This is a genomic window from Telluria sp. AC161 (assembly GCF_979258535.1).
Genome location: NZ_OZ409861.1, coordinates 3,188,021 through 3,212,639, shown reverse-complemented (window position 1 = coordinate 3,212,639; position 24,619 = coordinate 3,188,021). Strand labels below are relative to the sequence as shown.

Below are 24,619 nucleotides of genomic sequence, written 5' to 3'. Positions count from 1 at the left end.
ATATGGTCCGCAGGACGAAAGAAGAAGCCGCCGCAACACGCGATAGCATCCTTGACGCAGCAGAAATTTTGTTCGCAAAAAATGGCGTTTCAAGAACGACTTTACAGCATATCGCTACCGCGGCGGGCGTGACGCGCGGCGCAATTTATTGGCATTTTGTCGACAAGGGCGCCGTGTTCAGCGCCATGATGGAACGCGCCACGATGCCGATGGATGCCGCCGTGAAGCTGGCAGGCGAACGCGCAGACACCGATCCGCTGCAAAGCCTGCGCAACGAAATGCTGGCGGTGCTGCAGATTGTGGAAGGCGACGAGAAGGCGCGCCGCGTGTTCGAGATCGCCACGCTCAAGACTGAATTTACCGACGAGGTCGATTCGGCGCGCGCGCACAAGCGCGAATCGGTTGCGCGCTGGCGCGGGCGGCTGCAGGAGCAGTTCACGCAAGCCATGGCCGACGGCACGCTGCCGGCCACGGTCGATCCACGCAAGGCGTCGATGTCGGTCTGGGTGATGCTCGACGGCCTGATCCGCAACTGGATCTTCGAGCCGGGCGCATTCGAGCTGGTCGATCTGGGCGCCGATCTGATCGACACGTACATCGCAGGCTTGCGCGCACGCTAACCCCTGGTTCTACACATGTAAAACAGCCGGGGTCAGGTCTGACATTCGGACACGATCTCGACAGTCGGGCAACCGGAACTGTCTGATACCAGGCCATGCCAATGCTTTTAGACTCAGCAAGACACCGTTGGAAGTCGTCAAGGCTGAGGTCGTGTCTGAATGTCAGACCTGACCCCGGCTGTGAGACGCGGCTACCCGACTGTCGAGATCGTGTCTGAATGTCAGACCTGACCCCGGCCGTGAGACGCGTGGTTATACAGATGTAAAAACAACAAAAAACCCGGCCGCGGCCGGGTTTGTCGTTTATGCAATTGGTGTACTTAACGCATGCCTTCGATCATTACTTTCAGCTTGATCGAATCGGCCACGAACGCGCGGATGCCTTCGGCCAGCTTTTCGGTCGCCATCGCATCTTCATTGAGCATGAAGCGGAATGTCTTTTCGTCGATCGCGATCTTCTCGATATCGGCGCTGTCGTCCTTGACCAGCTTGCGCTCGAATGGCGCGTCGCTGTCGGCCAGCTTTTGCAGCAGGTCCGGCGAGATCGTGAGCAGGTCGCAACCGGCCAGCTCGAGGATCTGCGACGTGTTGCGGAAGCTCGCGCCCATCACTTCGGTGGCGTAGCCGAACTTGCGGTAGTACTGGTAGATGCCCTTGACCGACTGCACGCCCGGATCGTCGGCGCCCTGGTACTCGGTGCCGGTCGACTTCTTGTACCAGTCGTAGATGCGGCCGACGAACGGCGAAATCAGCTTGACGCCCGCTTCGGCGCAGGCCACCGCCTGGCACAGCGAGAACAGCAGCGTCAGATTGCAGTGGATGCCGTCCTTTTCCAGGATCTCGGCGGCGCGGATGCCTTCCCAGGTCGAGGCAATCTTGATCAGCACGCGCTCGCGCGACAAGCCGGCTGCTTCATACAGCGCGATCAGTTCGCGGCCCTTGGCCACCGTGGCCTCGGTATCGAACGACAGCGCCGCATCGATCTCGGTCGACACGCGGCCCGGCACGAACTTGAGGATTTCCACGCCGAAGGCGATCAACAGGCTGTCGATGATGCCGTCGATCGACGCGTCGGGCGCATTGGCGATGGCTTTTTCGAGCAGCGGGCGGTATTCGGGCTTCTGCACGGCCTTCAGGATCAGCGACGGGTTGGTGGTCGCGTCCTGCGGCGTGTATGCCTTGATCGACTGGAAGTCGCCGGTGTCGGCAACGACGGTGGTGAATTGCTTGAGCTGTTCGAGTTGGTTCATGGTGGTCTCTTGAATGTTCTTAGAAATCGGTGCCCGCAACAAACGCGGCCAGCATGGCTTCCAGGCCGGCGCGGTCTTCGTCGCTGAAGCGATCGGGCTTCGGGCTGTCGATATCGAACACGCCGATCAGCCGGTCGTCCTTGAGCACCGGGATCACGATCTCGGACGCCGACGCCGAATCGCAGGCGATATGGCCCGGGAACGCATGCACGTCGGCGACCACGATGGTCTCGCGCTTGACGGCGGTGGCACCGCACACACCGCGCCCGAACGGGATGCGCGCGCAGGCGGGCTTGCCCTGAAATGGGCCGACCAGCAGATCGTTGCCTTCGCCTTTTTTGGATGGCACGGTGAAGTAGAAGCCAGCCCAGTTCAGGTCGGCGATGGTGTCGTAGACAAGGGCCGAGAACTGCGACGCATTGGCCGTCAGGTCGCGTTCACCTTCGAGGATGCTCGTGACCTGGCGTACCAGCAGGTCGTAATCGGGGCGGTCGCTGCGTTCTGGATTGATGTGCATGGCGTTGCCATTTGGCGGTCAATAAAAAAACTATTTTAGCCGATGAACGAATCGAACTGCATGTCGAACTCCTGCAGCGCCTTCTGCGCGTTCTGCATTTTCTTGCGAAATTCCGGCCCGCGCCGCAGCGCCAGGCCCACCGCCAGCACGTCGATCACGACCAGGTAGGCCAGGCGCGCCGAGATCGGCGTGTACGGGTCGGTTGCAAATACCAGGTCGATCGGGATCAGGAGCGTGGCCATCTCGGCCAGCGGCGTGCCCGATGGCGCCAGCACGATCACGTGCGCGCCCCCGGCCTTGGCCAGCTTGGCCGAACGGGTCAGCGCGGGGTTGTTGCCGCGCTGCGAAATGGCCACCACCGCATCGCCTTCGCGCAGCAGGGCTGCGGCGATCGAATGGATTGCCGGGTCGGTGTAGGCCACCGTCGGTACGCCCGAGCGGAAGAACTTGTGCTGCGCATCGGCCGCCACGAAGCCGGACGTGCCCTGGCCGTAGAACTCGATCTTGTTGGCGCGCGCCAGGATTTCAAGCGCCTGCTGGACCAGCTCCGGCTTGAGGTTGTTGCGCAGGTCAAGCAGCGTGTTGATCGAGCGGCTGCAGATCTTGTTGATCAGGTCCGACGCCAGGTCGTCCTGGTGCGGCGCCTCGTTGGCGCCGGGCAGGGCCAGCGCCAGGCCTTGCGCCAGCTTCAGCTTGAACTCGTGCCAGCCGTCGTAACCGAGCGTGCGGCAAAAGCGCACGACGGTCGGTTCCGACACGCCCGCGTTACGCGCGAGCGCCGTGATGTTCTGGCTCACGGTACCCGATGGCGCGGCCAGTACCGCGAGCGCCACCTTGCGCTCCGATTTGGAGAGCGTGTCGAGCTGGGTGCGGATCGAGTCGAGCAGCATGGGTTGGCCTTAGTCTTCGGGCAGCGATTCTTCGCGCCACTGCAAGCCGTCGCGCCCGATCAGGGCGCTGGCCGCAGCCGGCCCCCAGGTGCCGGACGTGTACGGGGCGGGCGAGGTGTCGTCCTGTTCCCAGTGTTCCAGGATCGGCTCGACCCATTCCCACGCCGCTTCCAGCTCGTCGCCGCGCATGAACAGCGTCAGCTGGCCGCGCAGCACGTCGAGCAGCAGGCGCTCGTACGCTTCCATGCGCGGCGACGTGAACTGCTCGCGGAAATCGAGTTCGAGTTCGGCCTGTTTCAGGCGCATCGAGTCGCCCGGCGTCTTGGCCATCAGGTTCATCGACAGCCCTTCGTCGGGCTGCAGGCGGATCACGAGGCTGTTGGGCTGGAAGCTCGACGTCGGCTGGTTGAAGATCGAATGCGGGATCGGCTTGAAGCGCACGACGATTTCGGCCAGGCGGTCGGACATGCGCTTGCCGGTGCGCAGATAGAACGGCACGCCGGCCCAGCGCCAGGTGTCGATTTCGGCCTTCATCGCCACGAAGGTCTCGGTGCGCGAACTCTTTGGCGCATCCGGTTCATCGCGGTAGCCGGGCACCGGCTGGCCATCGATATAGCCCGAGCGGTACTGGCCGCGCACGATATTGTGCGTCAGCGTCGTCGGCGTGAAGCGTTTCAGCGACCGCAGCACCTGCAGCTTGGCGTCGCGCACGGCGTCCGGCGCGATCGAGGCCGGCGGCTCCATCGCCACGATGCACAGCAGTTGCAGCAGGTGGTTCTGCAGCATGTCGCGCAGCGCGCCTGAATTGTCGTAGTAGCCCATGCGGTTGCCCACGCCGATCTTTTCGGCGATGGTGATCTGCACGTCCGAAATCCATTCGCGGCGCCACAGCGGCTCGAACAGGATATTCCCGAAGCGCAGGGCCAGCAGGTTCTGCACGGTCTCCTTGCCCAGGTAGTGGTCGATGCGGTAGATCTGCGACTCGGCGAAGACCTTGCCGACGTCCAAGTTGATCTGCTTGGCCGAGGCCAGGTCACGGCCCAGCGGCTTCTCAAGCACCACGCGCGAATTCGGCGTGGCCAGGCCCGTGGCGGCCAGATTGTCGCAGATCTTGGCGAAGATCTGCGGCGGCGTAGCGAGGTAGTACACGCGCGTGAGCGAGTCATCTGCGCGCAGGGCCGCGACCAGGTCGCCGTAGGTGCCGGCATCAGTGGCGTTCAGCGCCACATAGGTGATGCGGCCGATGAATTTGTCCCAGTTGGCGCCAGACGGCGCTTCCTTGATGTGCGGCTTCGAGTTGGTCTCGACCATGTGCAGGAATTCTTCCTGCGTGGCGTCGTCGCGCCCGACGCAGATGATGCGGGCGCTGGCCGGAAAGTCGCCGGCCACGTCGCGCGCGAACATGGCAGGCAACAGCTTGCGCATCGCAAGGTCGCCACTGCCGCCAAAGAATACGAGGTCGAAATCGGGAATCGCCATGATGAGCTGGGTACGTGAAGAGAATGAAAACAGGGAGAGATTGTATGTAAATTTACTACATAAACTGGCACCTTACAAGAAAATCTACTACGAAAGGCCGGTGCCGCAGTGTATGTTGACATAGTTGAGGACGCACCGGCGCGCCACCAAGTGGTGGGAATGCGACGACCGGACATTGGGACATGACAGGGCAGGGGATCAGGACTATAGTTTCCGTACGTAAATATCGTAGCCACGCGAGCTGCGAAGACGAGGGAGACATGATGGGCTGGATGCAAAGTTGGGGACGGGTGCTGTCGCCGCTCGGTGGCGGGGCCGTGAGCGGCAGCATGCGCGCGCTGGTGGTCAAGGCCCGCGATGGCAGCATCCGCACGGCGATCAATGCCGCGCGCCTGCGCAAGGAAGTCGACCAGGCGCAGGCCCAGGCCGCGCGCCAGCACCAGGCGGCCGGCGCGCTGGCTGCCGCAGCGCGTGAAGTCACCGACCTGTCGGCCGATGTCAATGCGGGTACGCTGCGCATCGCCGACACCGCCCAGCGCAACCTGCACACGGCGCGCGAGTCGATGGATGAACTGACGCGCCTCGAAGCGCGCATGCGCACCATCGAGGCGCAGGTGCATGGGTTTTCCGATACCGTCTCGCAACTGGTCGGACACCTGCACGAGATCGGCGAATTCGGCACCGTCATCGAAAACGTCGCCAACCAGACCAATCTGCTGGCGATCAATGCTGCGATCGAGGCGGCGCGCGCCGGCCCGGCCGGGCGCGGGTTTGCCGTGGTGGCGTCCGAAGTGCGGCGCCTGTCGCAGGTGGTCAACACGGAAGCCGTGAAGATCGCTACCGCCAGCAGTGCAATGCGCGGGCTGGTGGCATCGACCTCCAGCGCGACGGCCAATATCCTCGATGGCGTGAACGTCTCGGCGCGTGAAGCCGGCAGCGCGGCGAGCCACCTGACGAGGTTCGTGGCGGATTTTGAGCGCATGACCGCGACCGTCGACCAGATGGCACTGGCGATGCAGTCGCTCGATGGTGTCAACCAGCAGATTGGCGCGCGCGTCGGCGAGGTGGCGAGCAATGCATCCGGGGCGGCGGCAACGATGCAGGATGCGTCGCGCCGGGTGGACGAGGTGCGGCTGGCCACCGAGGAGCTGCAAGGCGTGCTGGCGGGGTTTCGCACCGGCGGCACGCCGTTCGACGCGCTGGTCGACGCGACCACCGTGCTGCGCGAAGAGGTGCTGGCTTGCCTGCGCCGCCACGCCGGGAGTGGCGCCAACGTGTTCGACCAGAATTACCAGCCGATCGCGCAGTCCGATCCGCCGCGCTTTACCACGTCGTACGACCGCATCGTCGAGCGCGACCTGCAGATCCTGTTCGACCGCGTGCTGACCGATTTGCCGGGCGCCGCCTACGCGCTGGCCGTGGACAACCGCGGCTTCGCGCCGACCCACAACACCAAGTTCTCGCGCCCGCCTAACGGGCAGCGCGAGCACGACCTGGTGTATTGCCGCAACAAGCGGATTTTCGACGACCCGGTGGGCATCCGACTGGCGAAGAACCGCGAGCCGTTCCTGTTGCAGACCTATCTGCGCGATACCGGTGAGGTGATCAACGATCTGTCGATGCCCATCGTGATCGACGGGAAGCACTGGGGCGCGGTGCGCATCGGCTACGATTCGGCCCGGATGATGGGCTGAGCGGCGCATCTGCTGTCATCTGCTCCTGTCTGCCGGTTCCCGATATAAGCATAGGCAAAATCGGTATTGGCAACGCAATTGGAGGCCTGTTAAGCTTCGCGTCCCTTCGGCGGTCGAGGTACCGCCGTCACCGACCAGAAGAAGAGAAGCCCCCATGAGCTGCAAGCACCATCACGCCAATCCGCATCGCGCGGTCCTGATCCTGAGCCTGATCGCAACCCTGGCCCCGACCGCTGCGCTGGCCCAGGATACGCCGCCACCGGCGCCGGTCGCCCAGGACGTGCAGACGATCGTCGTCACCGGCACCCGTTCACTGAACCGCCGCACGCTCGATTCGGAGTCGCCCGTCGATGTCATCGGCAACAAGGAACTGCTCAGCACCGGCTCGGGCGAGCTGGCCACCGTGCTGTCGCGCCTGCTGCCATCGATGAATTTCCCGCGTCCGAGCGGCGCCGACGCCAGCGACGCGGTGCGTCCGGCGCAGCTGCGCGGCCTGTCGCCCGACCAGACGCTGGTGCTGGTCAACGGCAAGCGCCGTCACACGTCGGCCGTCGTCAATGTCAACGGTACGCTGGGCCGCGGTTCGGCCCCGGTCGATCTGAACGCGATTCCGCTGGCGGCGATCGAGCGCATCGAAGTGCTGCGCGACGGCGCCGCCGCCCAATACGGCTCGGACGCCATTGCCGGTGTGGTCAACATCATCCTCAAGCGCGGCGCCAAGGGCGGCGAAGCGGAAGTGGTGTATGGCCAGTATGACGCGGGCGACGGCGAGCAGGGCACCGTGCGCGGCTCGGCGGGCTTCAACCTGGGCCAGGATGGCTGGGTGCGCATCGCCGTCGAAGCGGCCGAGCGCAACGCCACCAATCGTTCGTTTGCCGACCCGCGCCCGTCCGCCGGCCCACGCCAGGGCTTGACCACCCAGCGTTACGGTGATCCGGACAGCCGCCCGCGCACGCTGTTCGTCAACAGCGAAGTGCGCATCAACGACGACGTCGACTGGTACGCCTTTGCGAGCTACGGCGAGCGTGACACCTCGTCGGCGGCGACCTTCCGCACCGCGTTCACCGACAACAACCGCACCACGCTGCGCTCGCCCCTGTATCCGGAAGGCTTCCAGCCGCTGCTGGGCAGCACCTCGGTCGATGCCTCGATCGTGACAGGCCTGCGCGGCGTGGCCGCCGGCTGGCGCTGGGATGCGAGCCTGAACCATGGCCGCAACCGCTTCACGCTCGACGTCAACGACACGGTCAACTACAGCCTGGGCGCGGCCAGCCCGACCAGCTTCTATGCGGGCGAACTGACCTCAAAGCAAAGCCTGGCCAACCTGGACGTGGCGCGCGAGATTCCCGTGTCGTTCATGAGCGGTCCGCTGACGGTGGCCCTGGGCCTGGAAGTGCGCCATGAGTCCTACGAGATCGGCGCGGGCGAAGCCGGTTCGTACTTCGGTTCCGGCGCGCAGGGTTATTCGGGCTTCCGGCCCGAGAACGCAGGCGAAAACAGCCGCAACAACAAATCGGTGTACCTGAACCTGGAAGGCGACATCACGAGCGCATTGTCGGGCGCCCTGGCGCTGCGCCATGAACGCTACAGCGACTTTGGCAGCACGAACTCGGCCAAGGCGTCGGCGCGCTATGCATTCACGCCAACGTTCGCGCTGCGTGGCACGGCCTCGAACGGTTTCCGCGCGCCGTCGCTGGCCCAGTCGTTCTACACGATCACCACCACCAACACGCTGCTCGTCAACGGCGCCAGCGCGCTGGTGGAGACGGGCACGTTCCCGGTCGGCAGCGCCGCCGCCCGTGCACTGGGCGCGCAGCCGCTCAAGGCCGAAAAGGCGCGCAACCTGAGCATCGGTGCGCAGTGGCAGCCAACGCGCAACTGGACCACGACGGTCGATTTGTACCGCATCGATATCGACGACCGCATCGTGTTCTCGTCGAACCTGCAACTGGCCAATGCGCCGGCGCTGTCACGCGCGCTCGCGGCCCAGGGTGTGTTCGTCGGCGCGGCGCGCTACTTCACCAACGCGGTCGACACGCGCACCAAGGGTGTCGACGTGGTCAGCACGTACCGCTTGAACTTCGCGCAGGGCGCACGCGCCGACCTGACGCTGGCCTACAACCATAACGACAACGAGGTGCAGGGTGTGGCGGCGTCGCCAGCGGTGCTGTCGGGGCAGGGATTGTCGCTGGTGGACCGCCAGAGCATCAACCGCCTGACGGTCGGCTCGCCGAAGGACAAGCTCGGTCTGACGGGTGACTTTACGCAGGGTGCGTGGAATGGCCGCGCCGTCGTGACGCGTTACGGCGAATTCACGGTGCCGCAGAACGATCCGGCGCTGGACCAGAACTACGACCCGCAGTGGGTGCTTGATCTGGCAGCGAGCGTGCGCCTGAATCAGTGGCGCCTGACGGCTGGCATCGATAACGTGACCAACCGCTATCCTGCGCAGGTCACGTCGCGGGCCAACCTGAACGTGAACGGCACCCAGCCGTACAGCGTGTGGGCGCCGAACGGCTTCAATGGCCGCTATTTCTATGTGAAGGCCGGCTACACCTGGTAAGCAGGTGCGGGCCCGGGGTCAGCGCGACCCGGGCTTCAGATCGCGTACTCGGGCTCTTCGCGGCCCGCGACATCGAGCCGTACCGACAGCACCTTGCCGGTATGCGGATACTGCGCGATCTCTTCACTTGACCGACCCTGGCTGGCGCTGGTGATGTACAGCGTGCGCAGGTCGGGCCCGCCGAAGCAGACCGACGTCGGGCAGCGCACCGGCAGTTTAATCTCGCGCAGGATCTCGCCCGCTGGCGAAATGCGCAGCACGCGCCCGCCTTCGAACATCGCGACCCAGTACATGCCTTCAGAGTCGATCGTCGCGCCATCGGGCCGGCCGCCGTAGTGCGGCGCCGTTTTATCGGTCGGGAAGGTGAGAATCGTGCGGCGGTTGCTGTGCTCACCAGTGGCCACGTCGAAATCGTAGCAGTCGATGCGGTGCGTGGTGGTATCGGCATGGAACATCGTGCGGCCATCCAGGCTCCAGGCCAGGCCGTTCGAGTTGGTCATGCCGCCGCGCCAGGCGCAGCGCAGGTTGTCGCGTGCGAGCACGTACATCTCGGCGGCCGGCTGGTCGCGCGGCTCGTACATGGTGCCGATCCAGAACCGGCCCGCCGGGTCGACGCGGCCATCGTTGAAGCGCACCTTCGACGTATCGTAGGGCGCGTCGGCGATCGGGGTTTCCGCACCGTCGGTCGTGTTCAGGCGTAGCAGGCGCTCGCGCGTGGCCACGACCAGGAAATTGTTGTCGTCGATGGCCAGCGCCGAGGGGTTCGACCCCATCTTCCATGAGCTGAATTTGCCGCTGGCCGCGTGCAGGCGGTTGACGGTCAGGCCTTCGATATCGACCCAGTACAGGGCCGATTCGACTTCGTGCCAGATCGCCGATTCGCCCACCAGCATCGGCGCATCGTGTACCACTTCAAATTTTTCGGTTGCCATAGTCTCGGTCTCAAGAGTTCGGGATCAGACCGCGGCTTTCGCGCGCGCGATCAGGCCGTTGGTGGAACTGTCGTGCAGGCCCGGCGCTGGCTCACCTGCCAGCTCGGCCTCGATCTTCTTGGCCAATACCTTGCCCAGCTCGACGCCCCACTGATCAAAACTGTTCACGTCCCACAGCACGCCCTGGACAAACGTCTTGTGTTCGTACAGCGCGATCAGGGCGCCCAGCGTGGTGGGCGTCAGGCGCTCCATCAGGATCGTGTTGCTCGGGCGGTTGCCGGGGAAGGTCTTGTGCGGCGTGAGGCGCTCGACTTCGTCTGCCGGCAAGCCTTGCGCCGTCAGGTCGGCGCGCACTTCGTCGGCGGTCTTGCCCTTCATGAAGGCTTCCGACTGCGCAAAGCAGTTCGCCAGCAGGGCAGTGTGGTGGTGGTCCATCTCGTGCGCCGGGCGCAGGGCGGCGATGAAATCCATCGGCGTCACGTCGGTGCCCTGGTGCAGCAGCTGGAAGTAGGCGTGCTGGCCGTTGGTGCCGCACTCGCCCCAGATTGCCGGGCAGGTTGGCGTGTCGACGGGCTGGCCGTCGCGCGTGACGCGCTTGCCGTTACTTTCCATGTCGAGCTGCTGCAGGTAGGCCGGGAAGCGGTTCAGATCCTGGTGGTATGGCGCGATCGAGACCGAGCTGCACTCGAGGAACTGGCGGTTCCAGAAGCCGATCAGGCCCAGTAGCGCAGGCAGGTTCTGCTCGAGCGGCGCGCTGCGGAAGTGTTCATCCATGTCGTGGGCGCCGGCCAGGAAGTCCTTGAAGTAGCCAAAGCCCACGGCCAGCGCGACCGGCAGGCCGATCGCCGACCAGACCGAATAGCGCCCGCCGACCCAGTCCCAGAACGGGAACATATTGGCCGGGTCGATGCCGAAGGCCTTGATGGCATCAAGGTTGGTCGATGCGGCGACGAAGTGCTTCGCCAATGCCTCTTCTGGCGCGTGCGCCAGGAACCAGCGGCGCGCGGTCTGCGCGTTCATCATCGTCTCGGTGGTGGTGAAGGTCTTGGAAGCAACGATGAAGAGCGTCGTTTCGGGATCGACCTGGCCCAAGGCGGCGTCCATGTCATGGCCATCGACGTTCGAGACAAAATGCATGCGCAGGCGCGGATGCGCGTAGTGGCGCAGGGCCAGCACGACCATCTTCGGGCCAAGATCCGAGCCGCCGATGCCGATATTGACGATGTCCGTGATCGGCTTGCCGGTGTGGCCCAGCCATTCGCCGCTGCGTACCGCGTCGGTAAAGGTCTTGATACGATCGAGCACGGCGTGGATGTCGGCGTTGATGTCCACGCCGTCGACCACGTGCGACGCGCCGCGCGGGGCGCGCAGGGCGGTGTGCAGCACGGCGCGGCCTTCGGTGTTGTTGATGCGCGCGCCCAAAAACATTGCATCGCGCCGCGCTTCGACACCGCGTTCGCGCGCCAGCTGCATCAGCAGTTCAAGCGTGCGCCCGTCGAGGCGATTTTTTGAATAGTCTAGGAACAGGCCTGCAGCCTCGTCACTGAATCGCTCGAAGCGCTGCGGGTCGGCGGCAAACAGATCGCGCATCTGCCACGTGGTGGCGATGTCGGCGTGCTGGGCGAGGGCCTGGAAGCTGGCGGTACTGGTCAAGGATGGCTGGCGCATGGGGTCCGGGGTGCGTGGCACAATATTGTCGTTAACAGATTATCGAATAATACAATTATCTGCGCGTAAATTCACTACATAAAAGCGCGTGTGCGCCGCCAGGACACCGACGACCGGCGCTTTTCGGCACGCGCCTTTACGCTCATCCATACAGCATCGGGAGTCGCGGAAGAGCGCACCGACCCAAATTGTAGTAAAATTTCAGATACTAAATTCAGGAAGGAACGAACATGGCGCTCCACCCCGTAGTCGAACAGGTTACCAACCGCATCATCAAGCGCAGCGGCCCGTCGCGCGCTGCCTATCTGGCGCACCTCGAGGCCGCCCGCATCCAGGGCGTGCAGCGCGGCGCGCTGTCGTGCACGAACCTCGCCCACGGGTTCGCCGCGTTCCCGGCCAACGACAAACTGAAGCTGCGTGAAGTCAAGCAGCCATCGGTGGCCATCGTTTCTTCCTACAACGACATGCTGTCGGCGCACCAGCCGTTCGAGGGCTATCCGAAGATCATCAAGGACGCCGTGCGCGAAATCGGCGCCGTGGCCCAGTTTGCCGGCGGCGTGCCCGCCATGTGCGATGGCGTTACGCAGGGCCAGCCGGGCATGGAACTGTCGCTGTTCTCGCGCGACACCATCGCCATGGCCACGGCCGTTGGCCTGTCGCACAATATGTTCGACGCCAGCCTGTACCTGGGCATCTGCGACAAGATCGTGCCGGGCCTCCTGATCGGCGCGCTGCACTTCGGCCACATCCCGGGCATCTTCGTGCCGGGCGGCCCGATGACGTCGGGCCTGTCGAACAAAGAGAAAGCGCGCGTGCGCCAGCTCTACGCGCAGGGCAAGGCCACGCGCGAAGAGCTGATGGAATGCGAAGCAGCGTCGTACCATGACGCCGGCACCTGTACCTTCTACGGCACCGCCAACAGCAACCAGATGCTGATGGAAGTGATGGGCCTGCATCTGCCGGGCGCCGCGTTCATCACGCCGGGCACCGAACTGCGCGACGCGCTGACCAAAAGCGCAGCGCGCCAGGCAGTGGCGATCTCGCAGCAGGGCGGCACCTATATGCCGATCGGCCGCATCGTCGACGAGAAATGCATCGTCAACGCCATCGCCGCGCTGCACGCGACGGGCGGCTCGACCAACCACACGCTGCACCTGGTGGCAATCGCGCGCGCGGCCGGCATCGTGATCGACTGGGACGACTTCGACCAGCTGTCGAAGGTCGTGCCGCTGCTCACACGCATCTACCCGAACGGCGAAGCCGACGTGAACCACTTCCAGGCCGCCGGCGGCCCGGGCTTCATCATCCGCGAACTGCTGGATGCTGGCTTGGCGCACGAAGACGTCAACACGGTGCTGGGCCACGGCCTGCGCGCCCACTGCAAGGAGCCGTTCCTGGGCGAAGATGGCAAGACCATCTGGCGCGATACGCCGCTCCAGAGCGGCGACGAAACCGTGCTGCGCCCGGCGTCGAACCCGTTCAGCCCCAACGGCGGCATGGTGCTGGTGCAGGGTAACCTGGGCCGCGCCGTGATGAAGATCTCGGCCGTCAAGCACGATTACCACGTGATCGAAGCGCCAGCAATTACATTCGATTCGCAGGAAGACTTCATGGGCGCCTACAAGGCCGGCCAGCTCAATCGCGATTTCGTGGCGGTGGTGCGCTTCCAGGGTCCGCGCGCCAACGGCATGCCCGAACTGCACGCCCTGACGCCAGCGCTGTCGAACCTGCAGGATGCCGGCTTCAAGGTGGCGATGGTGACCGATGGCCGCATGTCGGGCGCGTCGGGCAAGGTGCCGGCGGCGATCCACGTGTCGCCTGAAATCCTGGCCGGCGGCCCGCTGGGCCTCGTGCGCGACGGCGACATCATCCGCGTCGACGCCACCACCGGCACGCTGCAGGCACTCGTGCCGGCCGAAGAATGGGCCGCACGCAAGCAGGCCACGACCGACCTGAGCAAGAGCCACATCGGCATGGGCCGCGAACTGTTTACGATGTTCCGCGCCTCGATCAGCGCCGCGGAGCAGGGCGCGGCGACGTTCCCGCTGCCGTCGCCGATCCCCACCATCGTGCCGCTGCACGAAGGCCTGGACGCCAATGAGGTCGTGCCGGGTTCAGACGAAGACTTTCTCTTTAGGACGCAGAAATGACCTTACTTGAAATTATGCGCTCGGCGAGCGTGATCCCTGTCATCGCCATCGACGATCCGGCGCACGCCGTGCCATTGGCCAGGGCGCTGGTTGCCGGCGGCATCCGCGTGCTTGAAGTCACGCTGCGTACGGAGCACGGCCTGGGCGCGATCCGCGCCATGAGCGAAGTCGAAGGCGCCATCGTCGGCGTCGGCACCCTGACGTCGCCCGAAGAATTCGTCGCCTCGCGCGACGCCGGCGCCGTGTTCGGCGTCTCGCCGGGCCTGACGCCGGCGCTGATCGCCGCCGCCAAGTCGAGCGGCCTGCCGCTGCTGCCGGGCGTGATGACGCCATCCGAAGTGATGGCCGCGCGCGAAGCGGGCTTCCGCCAGGTCAAGCTGTTCCCGGCCATGCAGGCAGGCGGCGTGGGCATGCTCAATGCGATCCGCGGCCCGCTGTCGGACATGACGTTCTGCCCGACCGGCGGCATCACGATCGAGACCGCACCGGCCTTCCTGGCTTGCAAGAACGTCGCCTGCGTCGGCGGTTCGTGGCTCACGCCGAAGGACGCGATCGAGGCCGGCGACTGGGCCCACATCACCGCGCTGGCCAAAGCCGCCGCAGCGCTGCGCGCCAGCTGACTGGCGGCGGGCGACGTATCGTGCGCTCGTACTTTCGCCCCCTGAGCGAAGGTGAAATCAGGTTGGCGTCGCTGCTGTTCGGCGACGCCATCGATTATTCGCGCGTGCGGATCCACAACCGCCGCTACATGCCGTTCCAGCCACGGAACTGCTGCATGACGCCCAACGGCAGCATGTATTTTCACCGCTCCTGTTTTCTCCCCGACTATGCACGCGGCGATCCGCCAGCGATCCACTGGTTCATGCACGAGATGGTGCACGTCTGGCAGCATCAGCTCGGATATCCGGTGCGGCTGCGCGGCGCGTTCCGGATCGGGCTATCCTATGGCTACACGCTGACCGAAGATTCGACGCTGGAGGACTTCAATATGGAAGCGCAGGGCGATTTACTGGCGGATTACTTCGTGCTCAAGCACTTGCGGCGGCCGGAGGCCATGCGGCAGCAGCGCTATCGCGACAGCCTGGCGTTGTATGAGAAGGTGCTGGCGCTGTTTCTGACCGATCCTGCCAGCCGCACCAGTTTGCCCCGTGGGCCGGCGCGCTGGCTGGCGGCATGATGCGCCCGTTTTCCATGGGCGCGATGCTGGCCGCCACAGTCCTGTGCGCACCGGCGCTGGCCAGCACCTGCTTTGGTAATAGCGGGAGCGGGCGCATCGAAGGCGCGGTCGCCCTGCCGCTTGCGGGCGCCAACTTCGCGGCCTACTCGGAACTCGGTCTCAAGCTTGGCCGCACTTACGTTCATGCGCAGGTACGCGACGTCGTGCTGGGCGCGTATTCGACACTGTCCCGCAGCGCGCCAGACGTGCAGTACGTCTATGGCGAGACGGGCCTGCGCACCGGCGGCCCGATGCCGCCCCATCGCACGCATGAGAACGGGACATCGGTGGACTTCATGGTGCCAGTGCGCGGCCGGGATGGCCGGCCGGCGCAGTTGCCACGTACCGCGCAAAACCACTTTGGGTACGATCTGGAATTCGATGACGCAGGCAAGCTTGCGGATTTGCGCATCGACTTCGCCGCAATTGCCGCGCACCTGGCGCAGCTGGATCTGGAAGCACGGCGCCATGGGTTCGGTATTGCGCGCGTCATTCTGGCACCAGAGTACATTCCGAAGGTACTTGCCACACCGGTAGGCCAGAACATCAAATCGCTGCCGTTCATGAAGACCAGGCCCTGGGTTCGGCACGACGAGCATTACCACGTCGATTTCGCGGTCAAGTGCGCCGGGTAGACCGGCGGCGGCAACTACCGTGGCCAGTTGCGCTATCGAACCGCTCGCCAGCCTGCCTCGTTCAGAACGTATGACGCAAACCGATATTGAAAGCCCGGTCGCCCGAACCGGTCTCGGCATTGTTACCCACCGTATAGCCAGCCCCGTTCCGGTTGTCGATCATGCCGTACGAGGTGTACGCACTGGTCCGCTTGGACAGCGCATGCACGTAGCCCACCGCATACTGGGCGGCGTCCTGGTTCAGCGCGGTCTTGTCATTCTTGCGGATGTACGAGGTCATGATGGTGCCCGCCGGGCTGACCGGGATGGTGACGCCGACCAGCGTGTCGTCGCCGCGCAGGCTCGGTCGGAACACCTTGCCGTACGGTAGTGGCGTTGCATTGTTCAGCGGTGCACTGTTGAGCCCTTTATCGTTGCTGTAGGCGAAGAAGACCTTGACCACCTTGAAGTCGACATTCGCCACGAACAGGGTGTTGCGACCGCTGTCGGTACCGGTGAGGGTGGCGCTGTCGTTGTTGCGATGGTTGTGCGCCAGCCGGGCGTTGACCGGCCCCTTGGCATAGTTGATGCTGACGTTGTACTGGCTGCCGGCCTGGCTGTCGCCGGCGGTCTCGCCCAGCGAGTAAAGCAGTCCTGCGCTGAAGCCATTCTTCACGGGCGTCGTGTAGACGATCGAGTTGTTCGCGCGCAGATTGGCACCCGCGACCGGGAACAAGTTCTTGGCGCTGCCCGACAGACCGCTGCCGAATGGATCGCCCACCTGACCGAGGGCATTGTAGGTCAGGGTGTACTGGCGCCCGACCGTCAGACTGCCGGCGTCCTTGCTGGCCAGCCCTACGAAAGACTGGCGGTTGAATGCCTGGCCGGACGAGGCCAGCGCACCGGTGTCGATCGAGATCCCGGCCTCGAGCACGAACAGTGCCGAGACGCCGGCACCCAGTTCTTCCGATCCCTTGAATCCCAGGCGCGAGGCGGATGCGACGCCGCTACTGACTTTGGTGACGTTGCCGGCTGCGCCCCCGCGTTCGTTGACGATACCGGCGTCGGCAATGCCATAGATCGTGATATTGGATTGCGCCGTGGCTGCGCCGCTGGCGGCAAGAAGCATGACGATCGGAATCGCCGGTGATAATTTCATGTTTGTCTCCGTGTTTTTATGGGGTACAGCGTGATGGAATGTCGACTCAGTCGAGTTCCATATCGAGCAGCATCGAGCTGAGCGATTTGCCATGGGCGTCCAGGGCCAGCGAGCGCGTCACGCCGCCGCCCAGCGCCTGGTGCATGACGAAGTTCATTGCGCCCAGTTGCGGCAGCAGATAGCGGGTTACCTCGCCGTGCACGATGCCGGCAAAGTGCAGGCGCACCCGTTCGGCGGTGACCTGCTGTTCCAGCAGCGCGTAATCGGCCGCGTGAAACGCGATTAACGACAGGTTGGAAATGTCGCCCTTGTCGCCGGCGCGCGAATGCGCGATGTCGCGAAGTTTCATGTCAGGTTTCCTCGAAATGGATCACTGGGCTGACCTGCGCGGCAGGCAGCAGGGTAGAGCGGATCGCGATCACCTCGCGCGCCGAACGGGTGGCGCCGCCACCGCCCGCCGGTCCGCAGGTGTACAGGGTTTCCACTTCGTTGCCGATGCGGATCGCTTCTTGCAGGCTTGTGGTGCGGCCGATGACGCGCAGCCGCACCTCGCGCGGTTCGGCCTCGCCCGGCACGTCACGGTCGCCATGCAGCGCATTCACGCCGATCAGGTCATAGCGCACCTCGGTCAGTGCGACGCCCGTCAGTGCGAACCGTTCGGCGACGATTGCCTGCGCCAGTTGGGCGCGCGCCAGTGCGCCGGGTCCCGCGTACGAGATCTGGCCCTCGCCGATGTAGCTGTCGATGTAGCCGATCGATACTTTCAGCATGCCGCTGCGCGGATGGCCGCTGGCGCCCTGCAGCGTGACGCGGTCCGGTGCGCACTCGGTCATCGTCACCGCCGAAAAATCGGCCACAACGTCCGGCGTCTGGTAGGCAGCCGGGTCGTGGATTTCGTACAGCAGCTGCTCGGTGCAGGTGGCGCGGGTCACGTAGCCGCCCGAACCGGCCACCTTGGTGATCTCGACGCTGCCGTCCTCGCCGATCACGGCGAGCGGGAAACCCAGTCGCGCCAGGCTTGGTACGTCCTTGACGCCGGGGTCGGCGAAGTAGCCGCCGCACACCTGGCCGGCGCATTCGAGCAGGTGCCCGGCCAGCGTGCCCTGGCCCAGGCGCTGCCAGTCGTCCATCGCCCAGCCGAAGGCGTGGATGGCCGGTGCGAGCACCAGTGCCGGGTCGGCGATACGGCCGGTGATGACGATGTCGGCGCCTTGCGCCAGCGCGTCGACCAGCGGCTGTGCGCCCAGATAGGCGTTGGCCGACAGCAGCCGGCTGCCCATTGCCGCCACCGGTTCGCCGGTGTCGTCGAGGTAGTCGCCCTGGCGCAGCTGCTCGAGGACGTCGTCGCCCGTGATGGCGGCGATCTTCAGGTGGCCAAGGCCGAGCGAGACGGCGATCTGTCTGGTTTTGGCGGCCGCCGCGAGCGGGTTCGCCGCGCCCATGTTCGTGATGATCTTGATGCCCCTGTCGGCGCAGGGCTTCAGCACTGCCAGCATGCGCGCTTCGAGCAGCGGGTCGTAACCGAGCGCAGGATCCTTCATCCGGGCTTGCTGGGCCAGGGCGATGGTGCGTTCAGCCAGGCATTCGAACACGAGGTAATCGAGGTCGCCATGCTCGGCCAGTTCGAGCGCCGGTTCGATGCGGTCGCCCGAATAGCCGGCGCCGCAGCCGATGCGTAGGGTTTTCATGGTGCAGTCTTTCGAAAGGGTCAATGGGTGCGTCAGAACGGGAACAGCCCGATCAGCGCGGCGACGCAGGTCATGAATACCGTGGTGGCGAGCAGGTACGGAATCGTGAAGCGCTGGTGTTCGCCCAGGTCGATGCCCACCAGTCCGACCAGCAGGAAGGTGGCCGGGGTCAGCGGGCTGACGGCAAAGCCGGTTGTCATCTGGCCAAGCAGCGCGGCCTGGGCCAGCTGCACCTGCGGCACGCCGAGGGTATTGCCGGCCTCGGCCAGCACTGGCAGTACGCCGAAATAGAACGAATCGGGATCGAACACCAAACTGAGCGGCATGGACACCAGGCCGGTGACGAACGGCAGGTGGCTCGCCAGGCTGACCGGGATACTGGCCGCGAGCACCTGGGCCATCGCGGTCAGCATGCCGCTGCCTTTCATGATGCCGGTGAAGACACCGGCGGCAAACAGGATGCTCGCCATCATCAGGGCGGCCTTGGCATGCGCATCGACGCGGGCGCGCTGTTCGGCGACATCCGGGTAGTTCATCATCAGGGCCAGCACGGTGCCGAACATGAAGCAGGCGACCGGATTGAGTACATTGCTGATCATCGTTGCCAGCACGATCACCACCAGCAGCAGGTTGGGGATGAAGCGCCCGGGCCGGCGCAGCTTTTGTTGTGCCTCGTCGATCTCGGGCACGTGGTGGCTTCCCATGCTGCCACTGGCGCCGGCAAGCGCGGCCCCGGTCAGGCCCAGACGACGCTGCTCCCGCACGCCCATCATCCAGGCGCAGGCAAACACGAACAGCATCCCGGCGATCTGCACCGGCACCATCGGCAGATACAGCTCGGTCATCGGAATATGCAGCGCGGCCGACGCGCGCAGCGTCGGGCCGCCCCATGGCAGGGCATTGGCCACACCAGCCGACATGGCGACGATGCAGGCCAGGATGCGCTTGTCCATCTTCAGCTTGATATACAACGGCAGCATCGCCGGTACGGTGACGAGAAAGGTGACCGCGCCGGAACCGTCGAGGTGGACGATCGCCGCCAGCACCGCAGTGCCAAGGGTGATGCGGGCCGGGTGGGTGCCGACGATTTTCAGGATGCGGTTGACGATCGGGTCGAGCATGCCGGCGTCGGTCAGGATCCCGAAGAACAGAATGGCAAACAGCAGCATGCCGGCCACCGGCGCGATCGCCTTGATGCCGTCGGTGATAAAGGTGCCGATCTCGGCGCCGAAGCCGCCAATCAGTGCAGTCAGTGCAGGGATCGCAATCAGCGCGACAAGCGCAGACATCTTCCTGCCAAGGATAACGAACAGCAGGGCGAAAATAGTAAGAAAGCCGAGGAAGGCCAGCATGAAAGTCTCCAATTTATTGTATGTGCTGATCGATGCAGCACTTGAGCCCATTCTGGGGGGCCTTGCTTTTTGTTGTAAAATGGATTTTTCCGATTAATTGTGCGGCTTTTTCGATGAGTGGCAGGTGCGATGCTTCCGAATATCTCCACCAAGCAGTTGCAGGCGTTCCTGGCCCTTGAGCAGCATCGGCATTTCACCCAGGCCGCCGAGCGCTGTCACCTGTCGCAATCGGCGTTCAGCGCGGTGATCCAGAAGCTCGAGGCGACCGTCGGCGCCAAGCTGGTCCAGCGCGACACGCGCAACGTCACCCTGACCACCGAAGGCGAACTGTTTGTGGAAGTGGCGCGCGCCTTGCTGGCCGACCTCGACGCAGCCTTCACCGACATGGGCGACTTCATCGCGCGGCGCAAGGGCAGGGTGGCGCTGGCCGTGCTGCCGTCGCTGGCGGCCAACGGCATACCCGAGGTCATCGCGCACTACAAGGCCACCTATCCCGGCATCACGGTGCAGCTGTTCGACGCGCTGTCGGACCAATGCCTGCACCTGCTGCGCCAGGGCAGGGTCGATCTGGCGCTGACGGCGCCCGGTGCGAATCTGGCTGAATTTTCAACCCGCACCCTGTGCAGCGATCCGTTTTTCTTCGTCTGCCGGCGCGACCATCCACTCGCGCGCAAGCGCAAGATCCGGATGCCGGATCTGGCGGGCTGCGAACTGATTCATCTTGCACCGTCGACCAGCGTGCGCCAGCACGTCGACCAGCTGACGCGCGGTCTGGATGTGCGCCATTCCGGTCTTGAGGTCGAGCACCTGGCCACGGTGGCGGGTTTGATCGGGCAGGGACTCGGGGTGAGCCTGGTGCCGGAGCTGACGCTGTTCCAGTTCCGCAGCCTCGACCTGATCGCCATTCCGCTCGATGCGGCGGCCGTGGTGCGCCCGATCCTGATCGTCCAGCGCAAGGACCGGGCGTTATCGCACGCCGCGCAGGGCATGCTCGAATTGATCGAGGCGCGGCTGTCGGCCAATGGCAGGCAGCGTGGTGCGAAGCCGGTTGATGCGGGGTTGGGCATCTAGCCAACGCGCTGCAGCAAGCCAGGGCGGCCTGCCGCGGCAGACACCATCAGGCGATGGCGCCTTCGTGTTCCTTGATCATCCTGGCACCGGCGCGTGCCGGCGCCGGTGCACGCAGCGCCAGCGAGCGGCTGGCGCCAACACGCGGTGCGTCGCCGTGACCCAGATTGAACACGCTGACCAGCTCTGCCAGCGCTGTCGCCTGCTCCTGCAGCGCCGCCGCTGCGGCTGCCGCTTCCTCGACCAGCCCCGCATTCTGTTGCGTCACGCCATCCATCTGCGTGATCGCTTCGTTGACCTGCTCGATGCCGGTCGTTTGCTCGGCGCTGGCCGACGCGATCTCGGCCATGATGTCGGTCACGCGCCCGATGCCCTGCACGATTTCCTGCATCGTCGTGCCTGCTTCTCCGACCAGGCGGCCACCGGCATCGACCTTGGCGACCGAGTCGCTGATCAGGCCCCGGATTTCCTTCGCCGCAGCAGCCGAGCGCTGCGCAAGGTTGCGCACTTCGCTGGCCACAACCGCGAAACCGCGACCCTGTTCACCGGCGCGCGCCGCTTCCACGGCGGCATTCAGCGCGAGGATATTGGTCTGGAACGCGATGCCGTCGATGACGGCGATGATGTCACCAATCTTTTTCGATGACGCGTTGATCGACGCCATCGTGGACACCACCTGCGACACCACGTCGCCGCCATGCAGCGCGATCTGCGACGCGTTCTTGGCCAGCACATTGGCCTGACGCGCATTGTCGGCGTTCTGGCGCACGGTGCTGGTGATTTCCTCCATCGACGACGCCGTTTCCTCCAGCGAGCTGGCCTGCTGCTCGGTGCGCGACGACAGGTCCATATTGCCCGACGCGATCTGGCGCGATGCAGTGACAATGGTTTCCGTACCAGCGCGTACTTCGGTCACGGTCTTGTGCAGGCTCGTACTCATCGTCTTGAGGGCGTCCAGCAGGTCACCAACTTCATCACGGGACTCGGTGCGGATTTCGGTGGTCAGGTCGCCGGAAGCAACCTGGCGCGCCAGGCTCACGGCGCGTTTGAGTGGCGTGGTGATGCTGCGCGCCAGCATCATCCCGAGCACGATACTGACGATCAGCGCGATCAGACTTAGTACGATCAGCGAGCGCCTTGCAGACTGGTCGAGAACCTCGATGTGATCATTGGCAGACGTGAACAGCATCTGCTGGAAGGCCGCGACTTTATTGACGCTCTCGGTGTAGGCGAGCATCGCCGGCATCACTTTTTGTTCAAAGTGTGACTGGACCTGCGGATTGTCCAGGCCCAGTTCCCGCTTGAGCTTGTAAGCCGTGTTGCGCGCGTCAATGTAGGCAGTGCGGCGGGTTGCCACGGTGGCGATCAATGCCTTGCCTTCGTCACTGTCTATTAACGATTCCAGCTCGTCCTGTACCTTGCTCACGTTGGCGCTGACCGCCTTCATTTCCTTCTCGTGGTAGGTCTCGTCATCTAGGGACGTGCTCTTGAAGCGGGCGATGGTGCTGACCCGGTTGACCGCCACACCCTGGCGCCATTCCGTGGCCAGCATGAATTTTTCAGAGGCCTCCGACATCTCTGTCTTCGCATTTGAAATCTGGAAGAGTTGCCATAGTGCGTTGCCTGCCATGAGGGCCATGAGAGCCACGATAATGGCGAGCGTCGCACCCAGGCGGGTGCCAATCTTGAGGTCCTTGATGTTCATTTCTATTCCATTCCTGACAATAGGGAGACGATCGTGGATGCCTTCAGATAATTGTACTTACAGGCAATCCTTGTTTCAGAATAATCCCTGATCGAGGCGTATTGACAGCGGGAATGAAAAATTCGTTGAATGTGTTGCTGAGAGTAAACGAAATAATATGTGAACATTACCTTGGGCAGGTAACACGCATAATAACGTTGTAAAGATGGTTATTTCAGGCGCCACAACGGGCCAGGGCGGCCCGTTGTGGCAGACAGCATCAGGCGATGGCGTCTTCTTCGTCCTCGACCCGCTCGACATTGGTGCGCGATGGTGTTGCGCTGCGTACGGCCAGCGAACGCCCGGCCACTGCCGGCTGCGCAGCCTGGCGCATAGCACCTGGCCTGCCATGACCGACATTGAACACGCTGACCAACTGCGCCAGCGTCGTCGCCTGCTCCTGCAGCGATGCGGCGGCCGCTGCCGCTTCTTCTACCAGCGCCGCATTCTGCTGCGTCACGCCATCCATCTGCGTGATGGCTTCGTTGACCTGCTCGATACCCGTCGACTGTTCGGCGCTGGCTGACGTGATGTCCGCCATGATGTCGGTCACGCGCCCGATGCCCTGCACGATCTCCTGCATCGTCACACCGGCTTCATCCACCAGGCGGCCACCGGCCTCGACCTTCGTGACCGAGTCGCTGATCAGGCCGCGGATCTCCTTGGCCGCTGCGGCCGAGCGCTGCGCGAGGTTGCGCACTTCGCTCGCCACCACGGCAAAGCCGCGCCCCTGTTCACCGGCGCGCGCCGCTTCGACCGCTGCATTCAGGGCCAGGATATTGGTCTGGAACGCGATACCGTCGATGACGGCGATGATGTCGCCGATCTTCTTCGACGATGCGTTGATCGAGGCCATCGTGGCCACCACCTGCGACACGACTTCACCGCCATGCGCCGCGATCTGCGAGGCATTCTTGGCCAGCACATTGGCCTGGCGTGCATTGTCGGCGTTCTGGCGCACGGTGCTGGTCAGTTCTTCCATCGACGACGCCGTCTCTTCGAGCGAGCTGGCTTGCTGCTCGGTGCGCGACGACAGGTCGAGATTGCCCGAGGCGATCTGCTGCGATGCGGTGACGATGGTCTCGGTGCCGGCCCGTACTTCGGTCACGGTCTTGAGCAGGTTGTCGTTCATGGTCTTGAGCGCCAGCACCAGGTCACCTACCTCATCGCGCGATTCGGCGCGGATATCCGCCGTGAGGTCGCCCGAGGCTACCTGGCGCGCCAGTCCCACTGCATGCGCCAGCGGACGCGTGATGCTGCGCGTAAGCAGCCAGCCGCAGGCAGCACCGATGGCCAGCGCCACGATGCCCAGGCCGATCAGGATCCGCGTTGCCGACACGACGATGGCGTCGATGCTGGTGTCCGCATTGGTAAACAATTGCTCCTGGTAGGCTGCGAGTTTTTCGATGGTGGCGACGTAAATGCGCATTTCAGGGATGACCTTGGCCTCGAAGAACGCCTTGACCTCGGCGCTGTCCGCACCGAGTGCGCTCTTCATCTTGAAGCCCTCGTTGCGCATTGCCGAATACTTGGCGCGTTCGGTCGCGATTTCCGCCAGCAGCGCCTTCCCCTGTGCGCTCTGGACCAGCGATTCGAGTTCTTTCTGCAGCTTGCCGGCCCTGTCGCTGATGACTTTCATCTGCGCATCGTGGTACTTCTCGTCGACCGGATCGACACTTTTATACTTGGCAATTGTGCTGACGCTGTTGGTGACGGTGCCCTGGCTCCACTCCTTGGCCAGCTTGGCGCGGTAGGACGTTTTCGCCATGGTCTGCTTGGCGTCGGCGATCCGCTCGAGCTGCCAGAAGGCGACGCCCAGCATCAGGACCATCAGGGCGAGCACGGCGGCGAAAGCGCCGCCAAGGCGAACGCCGATTTTAAGATCGTTGATTTTCATAGTATCCGTTCAGGTAGCAAGTGATGCCCCGGCAACCTGGTGAAGCCGGGGTGTGCATCGTGCCGGGAACGCATGTGCACAGCGGCAAGCGTAAACGCAGGCACGCCGATTGGACATC

Annotated in this window: 20 protein-coding genes and 1 pseudogene; 9 read left to right on the top strand and 12 right to left on the bottom strand. The window is 64.3% G+C overall.

All coding sequences use genetic code 11. The features are described 5' to 3' along the window. Nucleotides 1-2 precede the first annotated feature (2 nt). Together ACZ0AJ_RS14355 and ACZ0AJ_RS14350 are read left to right on the top strand one after the other, a co-directional pair. A pseudogene (locus ACZ0AJ_RS14355) lies at nucleotides 3-128 on the top strand (TetR family transcriptional regulator); the annotation flags it as partial. Next, entirely contained in the window at nucleotides 129-620 is a 492-nt protein-coding gene (locus ACZ0AJ_RS14350) for a TetR family transcriptional regulator C-terminal domain-containing protein (RefSeq protein ID WP_499456794.1), read from the top strand. A gap of 320 nt (nucleotides 621-940) precedes the next feature. On the opposite strand, the gene tal is transcribed toward ACZ0AJ_RS14350, so the two are convergent. The 4 genes from tal to zwf are packed head-to-tail and all read right to left on the bottom strand — an operon-like array spanning nucleotide 941 to nucleotide 4,756. After that, nucleotides 941-1,870 carry a transaldolase gene (gene tal / locus ACZ0AJ_RS14345; RefSeq protein ID WP_499455183.1) on the bottom strand — a complete coding sequence of 310 codons (930 nt, stop codon included), beginning with the start codon at nucleotides 1,868-1,870 and terminating at the stop codon, nucleotides 941-943. A 19-nt stretch (nucleotides 1,871-1,889) separates the two neighbouring features. Continuing rightward, complete coding sequence (locus ACZ0AJ_RS14340; protein WP_499455402.1) at nucleotides 1,890-2,387, bottom strand: GAF domain-containing protein; 498 nt, start codon at nucleotides 2,385-2,387, stop codon at nucleotides 1,890-1,892. Nucleotides 2,388-2,422: 35 nt separating this feature from the next. After that, nucleotides 2,423-3,277: an SIS domain-containing protein gene (locus ACZ0AJ_RS14335; RefSeq protein ID WP_499455182.1), complete on the bottom strand. Its 855-nt coding sequence runs from the start codon at nucleotides 3,275-3,277 to the stop codon at nucleotides 2,423-2,425. A gap of 9 nt (nucleotides 3,278-3,286) precedes the next feature. After that, complete coding sequence (zwf, locus tag ACZ0AJ_RS14330; RefSeq protein WP_499455181.1) at nucleotides 3,287-4,756, bottom strand: glucose-6-phosphate dehydrogenase; 1,470 nt, start codon at nucleotides 4,754-4,756, stop codon at nucleotides 3,287-3,289. Between the two features lie 260 nt (nucleotides 4,757-5,016). Between zwf and ACZ0AJ_RS14325 the strand changes: the two genes are divergently transcribed. Further along, complete coding sequence (locus ACZ0AJ_RS14325; RefSeq protein WP_499455399.1) at nucleotides 5,017-6,450, top strand: methyl-accepting chemotaxis protein; 1,434 nt, start codon at nucleotides 5,017-5,019, stop codon at nucleotides 6,448-6,450. A 154-nt stretch (nucleotides 6,451-6,604) separates the two neighbouring features. Further along, complete coding sequence (locus ACZ0AJ_RS14320) at nucleotides 6,605-9,013, top strand: TonB-dependent receptor plug domain-containing protein (RefSeq protein WP_499455179.1); 2,409 nt, start codon at nucleotides 6,605-6,607, stop codon at nucleotides 9,011-9,013. A 35-nt stretch (nucleotides 9,014-9,048) separates the two neighbouring features. Here ACZ0AJ_RS14320 and ACZ0AJ_RS14315 read toward each other — a convergent pair whose 3' ends face one another. Both ACZ0AJ_RS14315 and pgi read right to left on the bottom strand, forming a co-directional pair. After that, on the bottom strand, nucleotides 9,049-9,945 hold the full coding sequence (locus ACZ0AJ_RS14315) for an SMP-30/gluconolactonase/LRE family protein (RefSeq protein WP_499455397.1): 897 nt from the start codon (nucleotides 9,943-9,945) through the stop codon (nucleotides 9,049-9,051). A 24-nt stretch (nucleotides 9,946-9,969) separates the two neighbouring features. Further along, nucleotides 9,970-11,613, bottom strand: a complete 1,644-nt coding sequence (pgi, locus tag ACZ0AJ_RS14310) for a glucose-6-phosphate isomerase (RefSeq protein WP_499455395.1) — start codon at nucleotides 11,611-11,613, stop codon at nucleotides 9,970-9,972. Between the two features lie 230 nt (nucleotides 11,614-11,843). On the opposite strand from pgi, the gene edd reads away from it, so the two are divergent. The 4 genes from edd to ACZ0AJ_RS14290 are packed head-to-tail and all read left to right on the top strand — an operon-like array spanning nucleotide 11,844 to nucleotide 15,614. Then, on the top strand, nucleotides 11,844-13,763 hold the full coding sequence (gene edd / locus ACZ0AJ_RS14305; protein ID WP_499455393.1) for a phosphogluconate dehydratase: 1,920 nt from the start codon (nucleotides 11,844-11,846) through the stop codon (nucleotides 13,761-13,763). Then, nucleotides 13,760-14,383, top strand: coding sequence for a bifunctional 4-hydroxy-2-oxoglutarate aldolase/2-dehydro-3-deoxy-phosphogluconate aldolase (eda, locus tag ACZ0AJ_RS14300; RefSeq protein ID WP_343025066.1), 624 nt, complete (start codon nucleotides 13,760-13,762; stop codon nucleotides 14,381-14,383). The genes edd and eda overlap by 4 nt, the downstream gene beginning before the upstream one ends. 20 nt (nucleotides 14,384-14,403) lie before the next feature. Continuing rightward, nucleotides 14,404-14,940 (top strand): Rhs element Vgr protein, encoded by a 537-nt coding sequence (locus tag ACZ0AJ_RS14295; protein ID WP_499455176.1) that lies wholly within the window; start codon nucleotides 14,404-14,406, stop codon nucleotides 14,938-14,940. Beyond that, on the top strand, nucleotides 14,937-15,614 hold the full coding sequence (locus ACZ0AJ_RS14290) for a penicillin-insensitive murein endopeptidase (protein WP_499455391.1): 678 nt from the start codon (nucleotides 14,937-14,939) through the stop codon (nucleotides 15,612-15,614). Before ACZ0AJ_RS14295 ends, ACZ0AJ_RS14290 begins: the two co-directional genes overlap by 4 nt. Before the next feature lie 61 nt (nucleotides 15,615-15,675). Here ACZ0AJ_RS14290 and ACZ0AJ_RS14285 read toward each other — a convergent pair whose 3' ends face one another. From ACZ0AJ_RS14285 to ACZ0AJ_RS14270, 4 genes are read right to left on the bottom strand one after another with little or no spacing between them, the layout of a single operon-like run. After that, on the bottom strand, nucleotides 15,676-16,752 hold the full coding sequence (locus ACZ0AJ_RS14285) for a porin (protein ID WP_499455174.1): 1,077 nt from the start codon (nucleotides 16,750-16,752) through the stop codon (nucleotides 15,676-15,678). Between the two features lie 46 nt (nucleotides 16,753-16,798). Further along, nucleotides 16,799-17,101, bottom strand: a complete 303-nt coding sequence (locus tag ACZ0AJ_RS14280) for an AtuA-related protein (protein ID WP_499455173.1) — start codon at nucleotides 17,099-17,101, stop codon at nucleotides 16,799-16,801. A gap of 1 nt (nucleotide 17,102) precedes the next feature. Beyond that, entirely contained in the window at nucleotides 17,103-18,440 is a 1,338-nt protein-coding gene (locus ACZ0AJ_RS14275; protein ID WP_499455172.1) for an acyclic terpene utilization AtuA family protein, read from the bottom strand. A 32-nt stretch (nucleotides 18,441-18,472) separates the two neighbouring features. Then, nucleotides 18,473-19,792, bottom strand: coding sequence for a CitMHS family transporter (locus tag ACZ0AJ_RS14270; protein WP_499455171.1), 1,320 nt, complete (start codon nucleotides 19,790-19,792; stop codon nucleotides 18,473-18,475). A gap of 129 nt (nucleotides 19,793-19,921) precedes the next feature. Here ACZ0AJ_RS14270 and ACZ0AJ_RS14265 point away from each other — a divergent pair, with 129 nt between their 5' ends. After that, a complete protein-coding gene (locus ACZ0AJ_RS14265) occupies nucleotides 19,922-20,863 on the top strand; it encodes a LysR family transcriptional regulator (RefSeq protein ID WP_499455170.1) in 942 nt (313 codons plus the stop codon). A 46-nt stretch (nucleotides 20,864-20,909) separates the two neighbouring features. Here ACZ0AJ_RS14265 and ACZ0AJ_RS14260 read toward each other — a convergent pair whose 3' ends face one another. Together ACZ0AJ_RS14260 and ACZ0AJ_RS14255 are read right to left on the bottom strand one after the other, a co-directional pair. Then, entirely contained in the window at nucleotides 20,910-22,565 is a 1,656-nt protein-coding gene (locus ACZ0AJ_RS14260) for a methyl-accepting chemotaxis protein (protein ID WP_499455169.1), read from the bottom strand. 259 nt (nucleotides 22,566-22,824) lie between these two features. Next, nucleotides 22,825-24,501 carry a methyl-accepting chemotaxis protein gene (locus ACZ0AJ_RS14255; RefSeq protein ID WP_499455168.1) on the bottom strand — a complete coding sequence of 559 codons (1,677 nt, stop codon included), beginning with the start codon at nucleotides 24,499-24,501 and terminating at the stop codon, nucleotides 22,825-22,827. Between the last annotated feature and the right edge of the window lie 118 nt (nucleotides 24,502-24,619).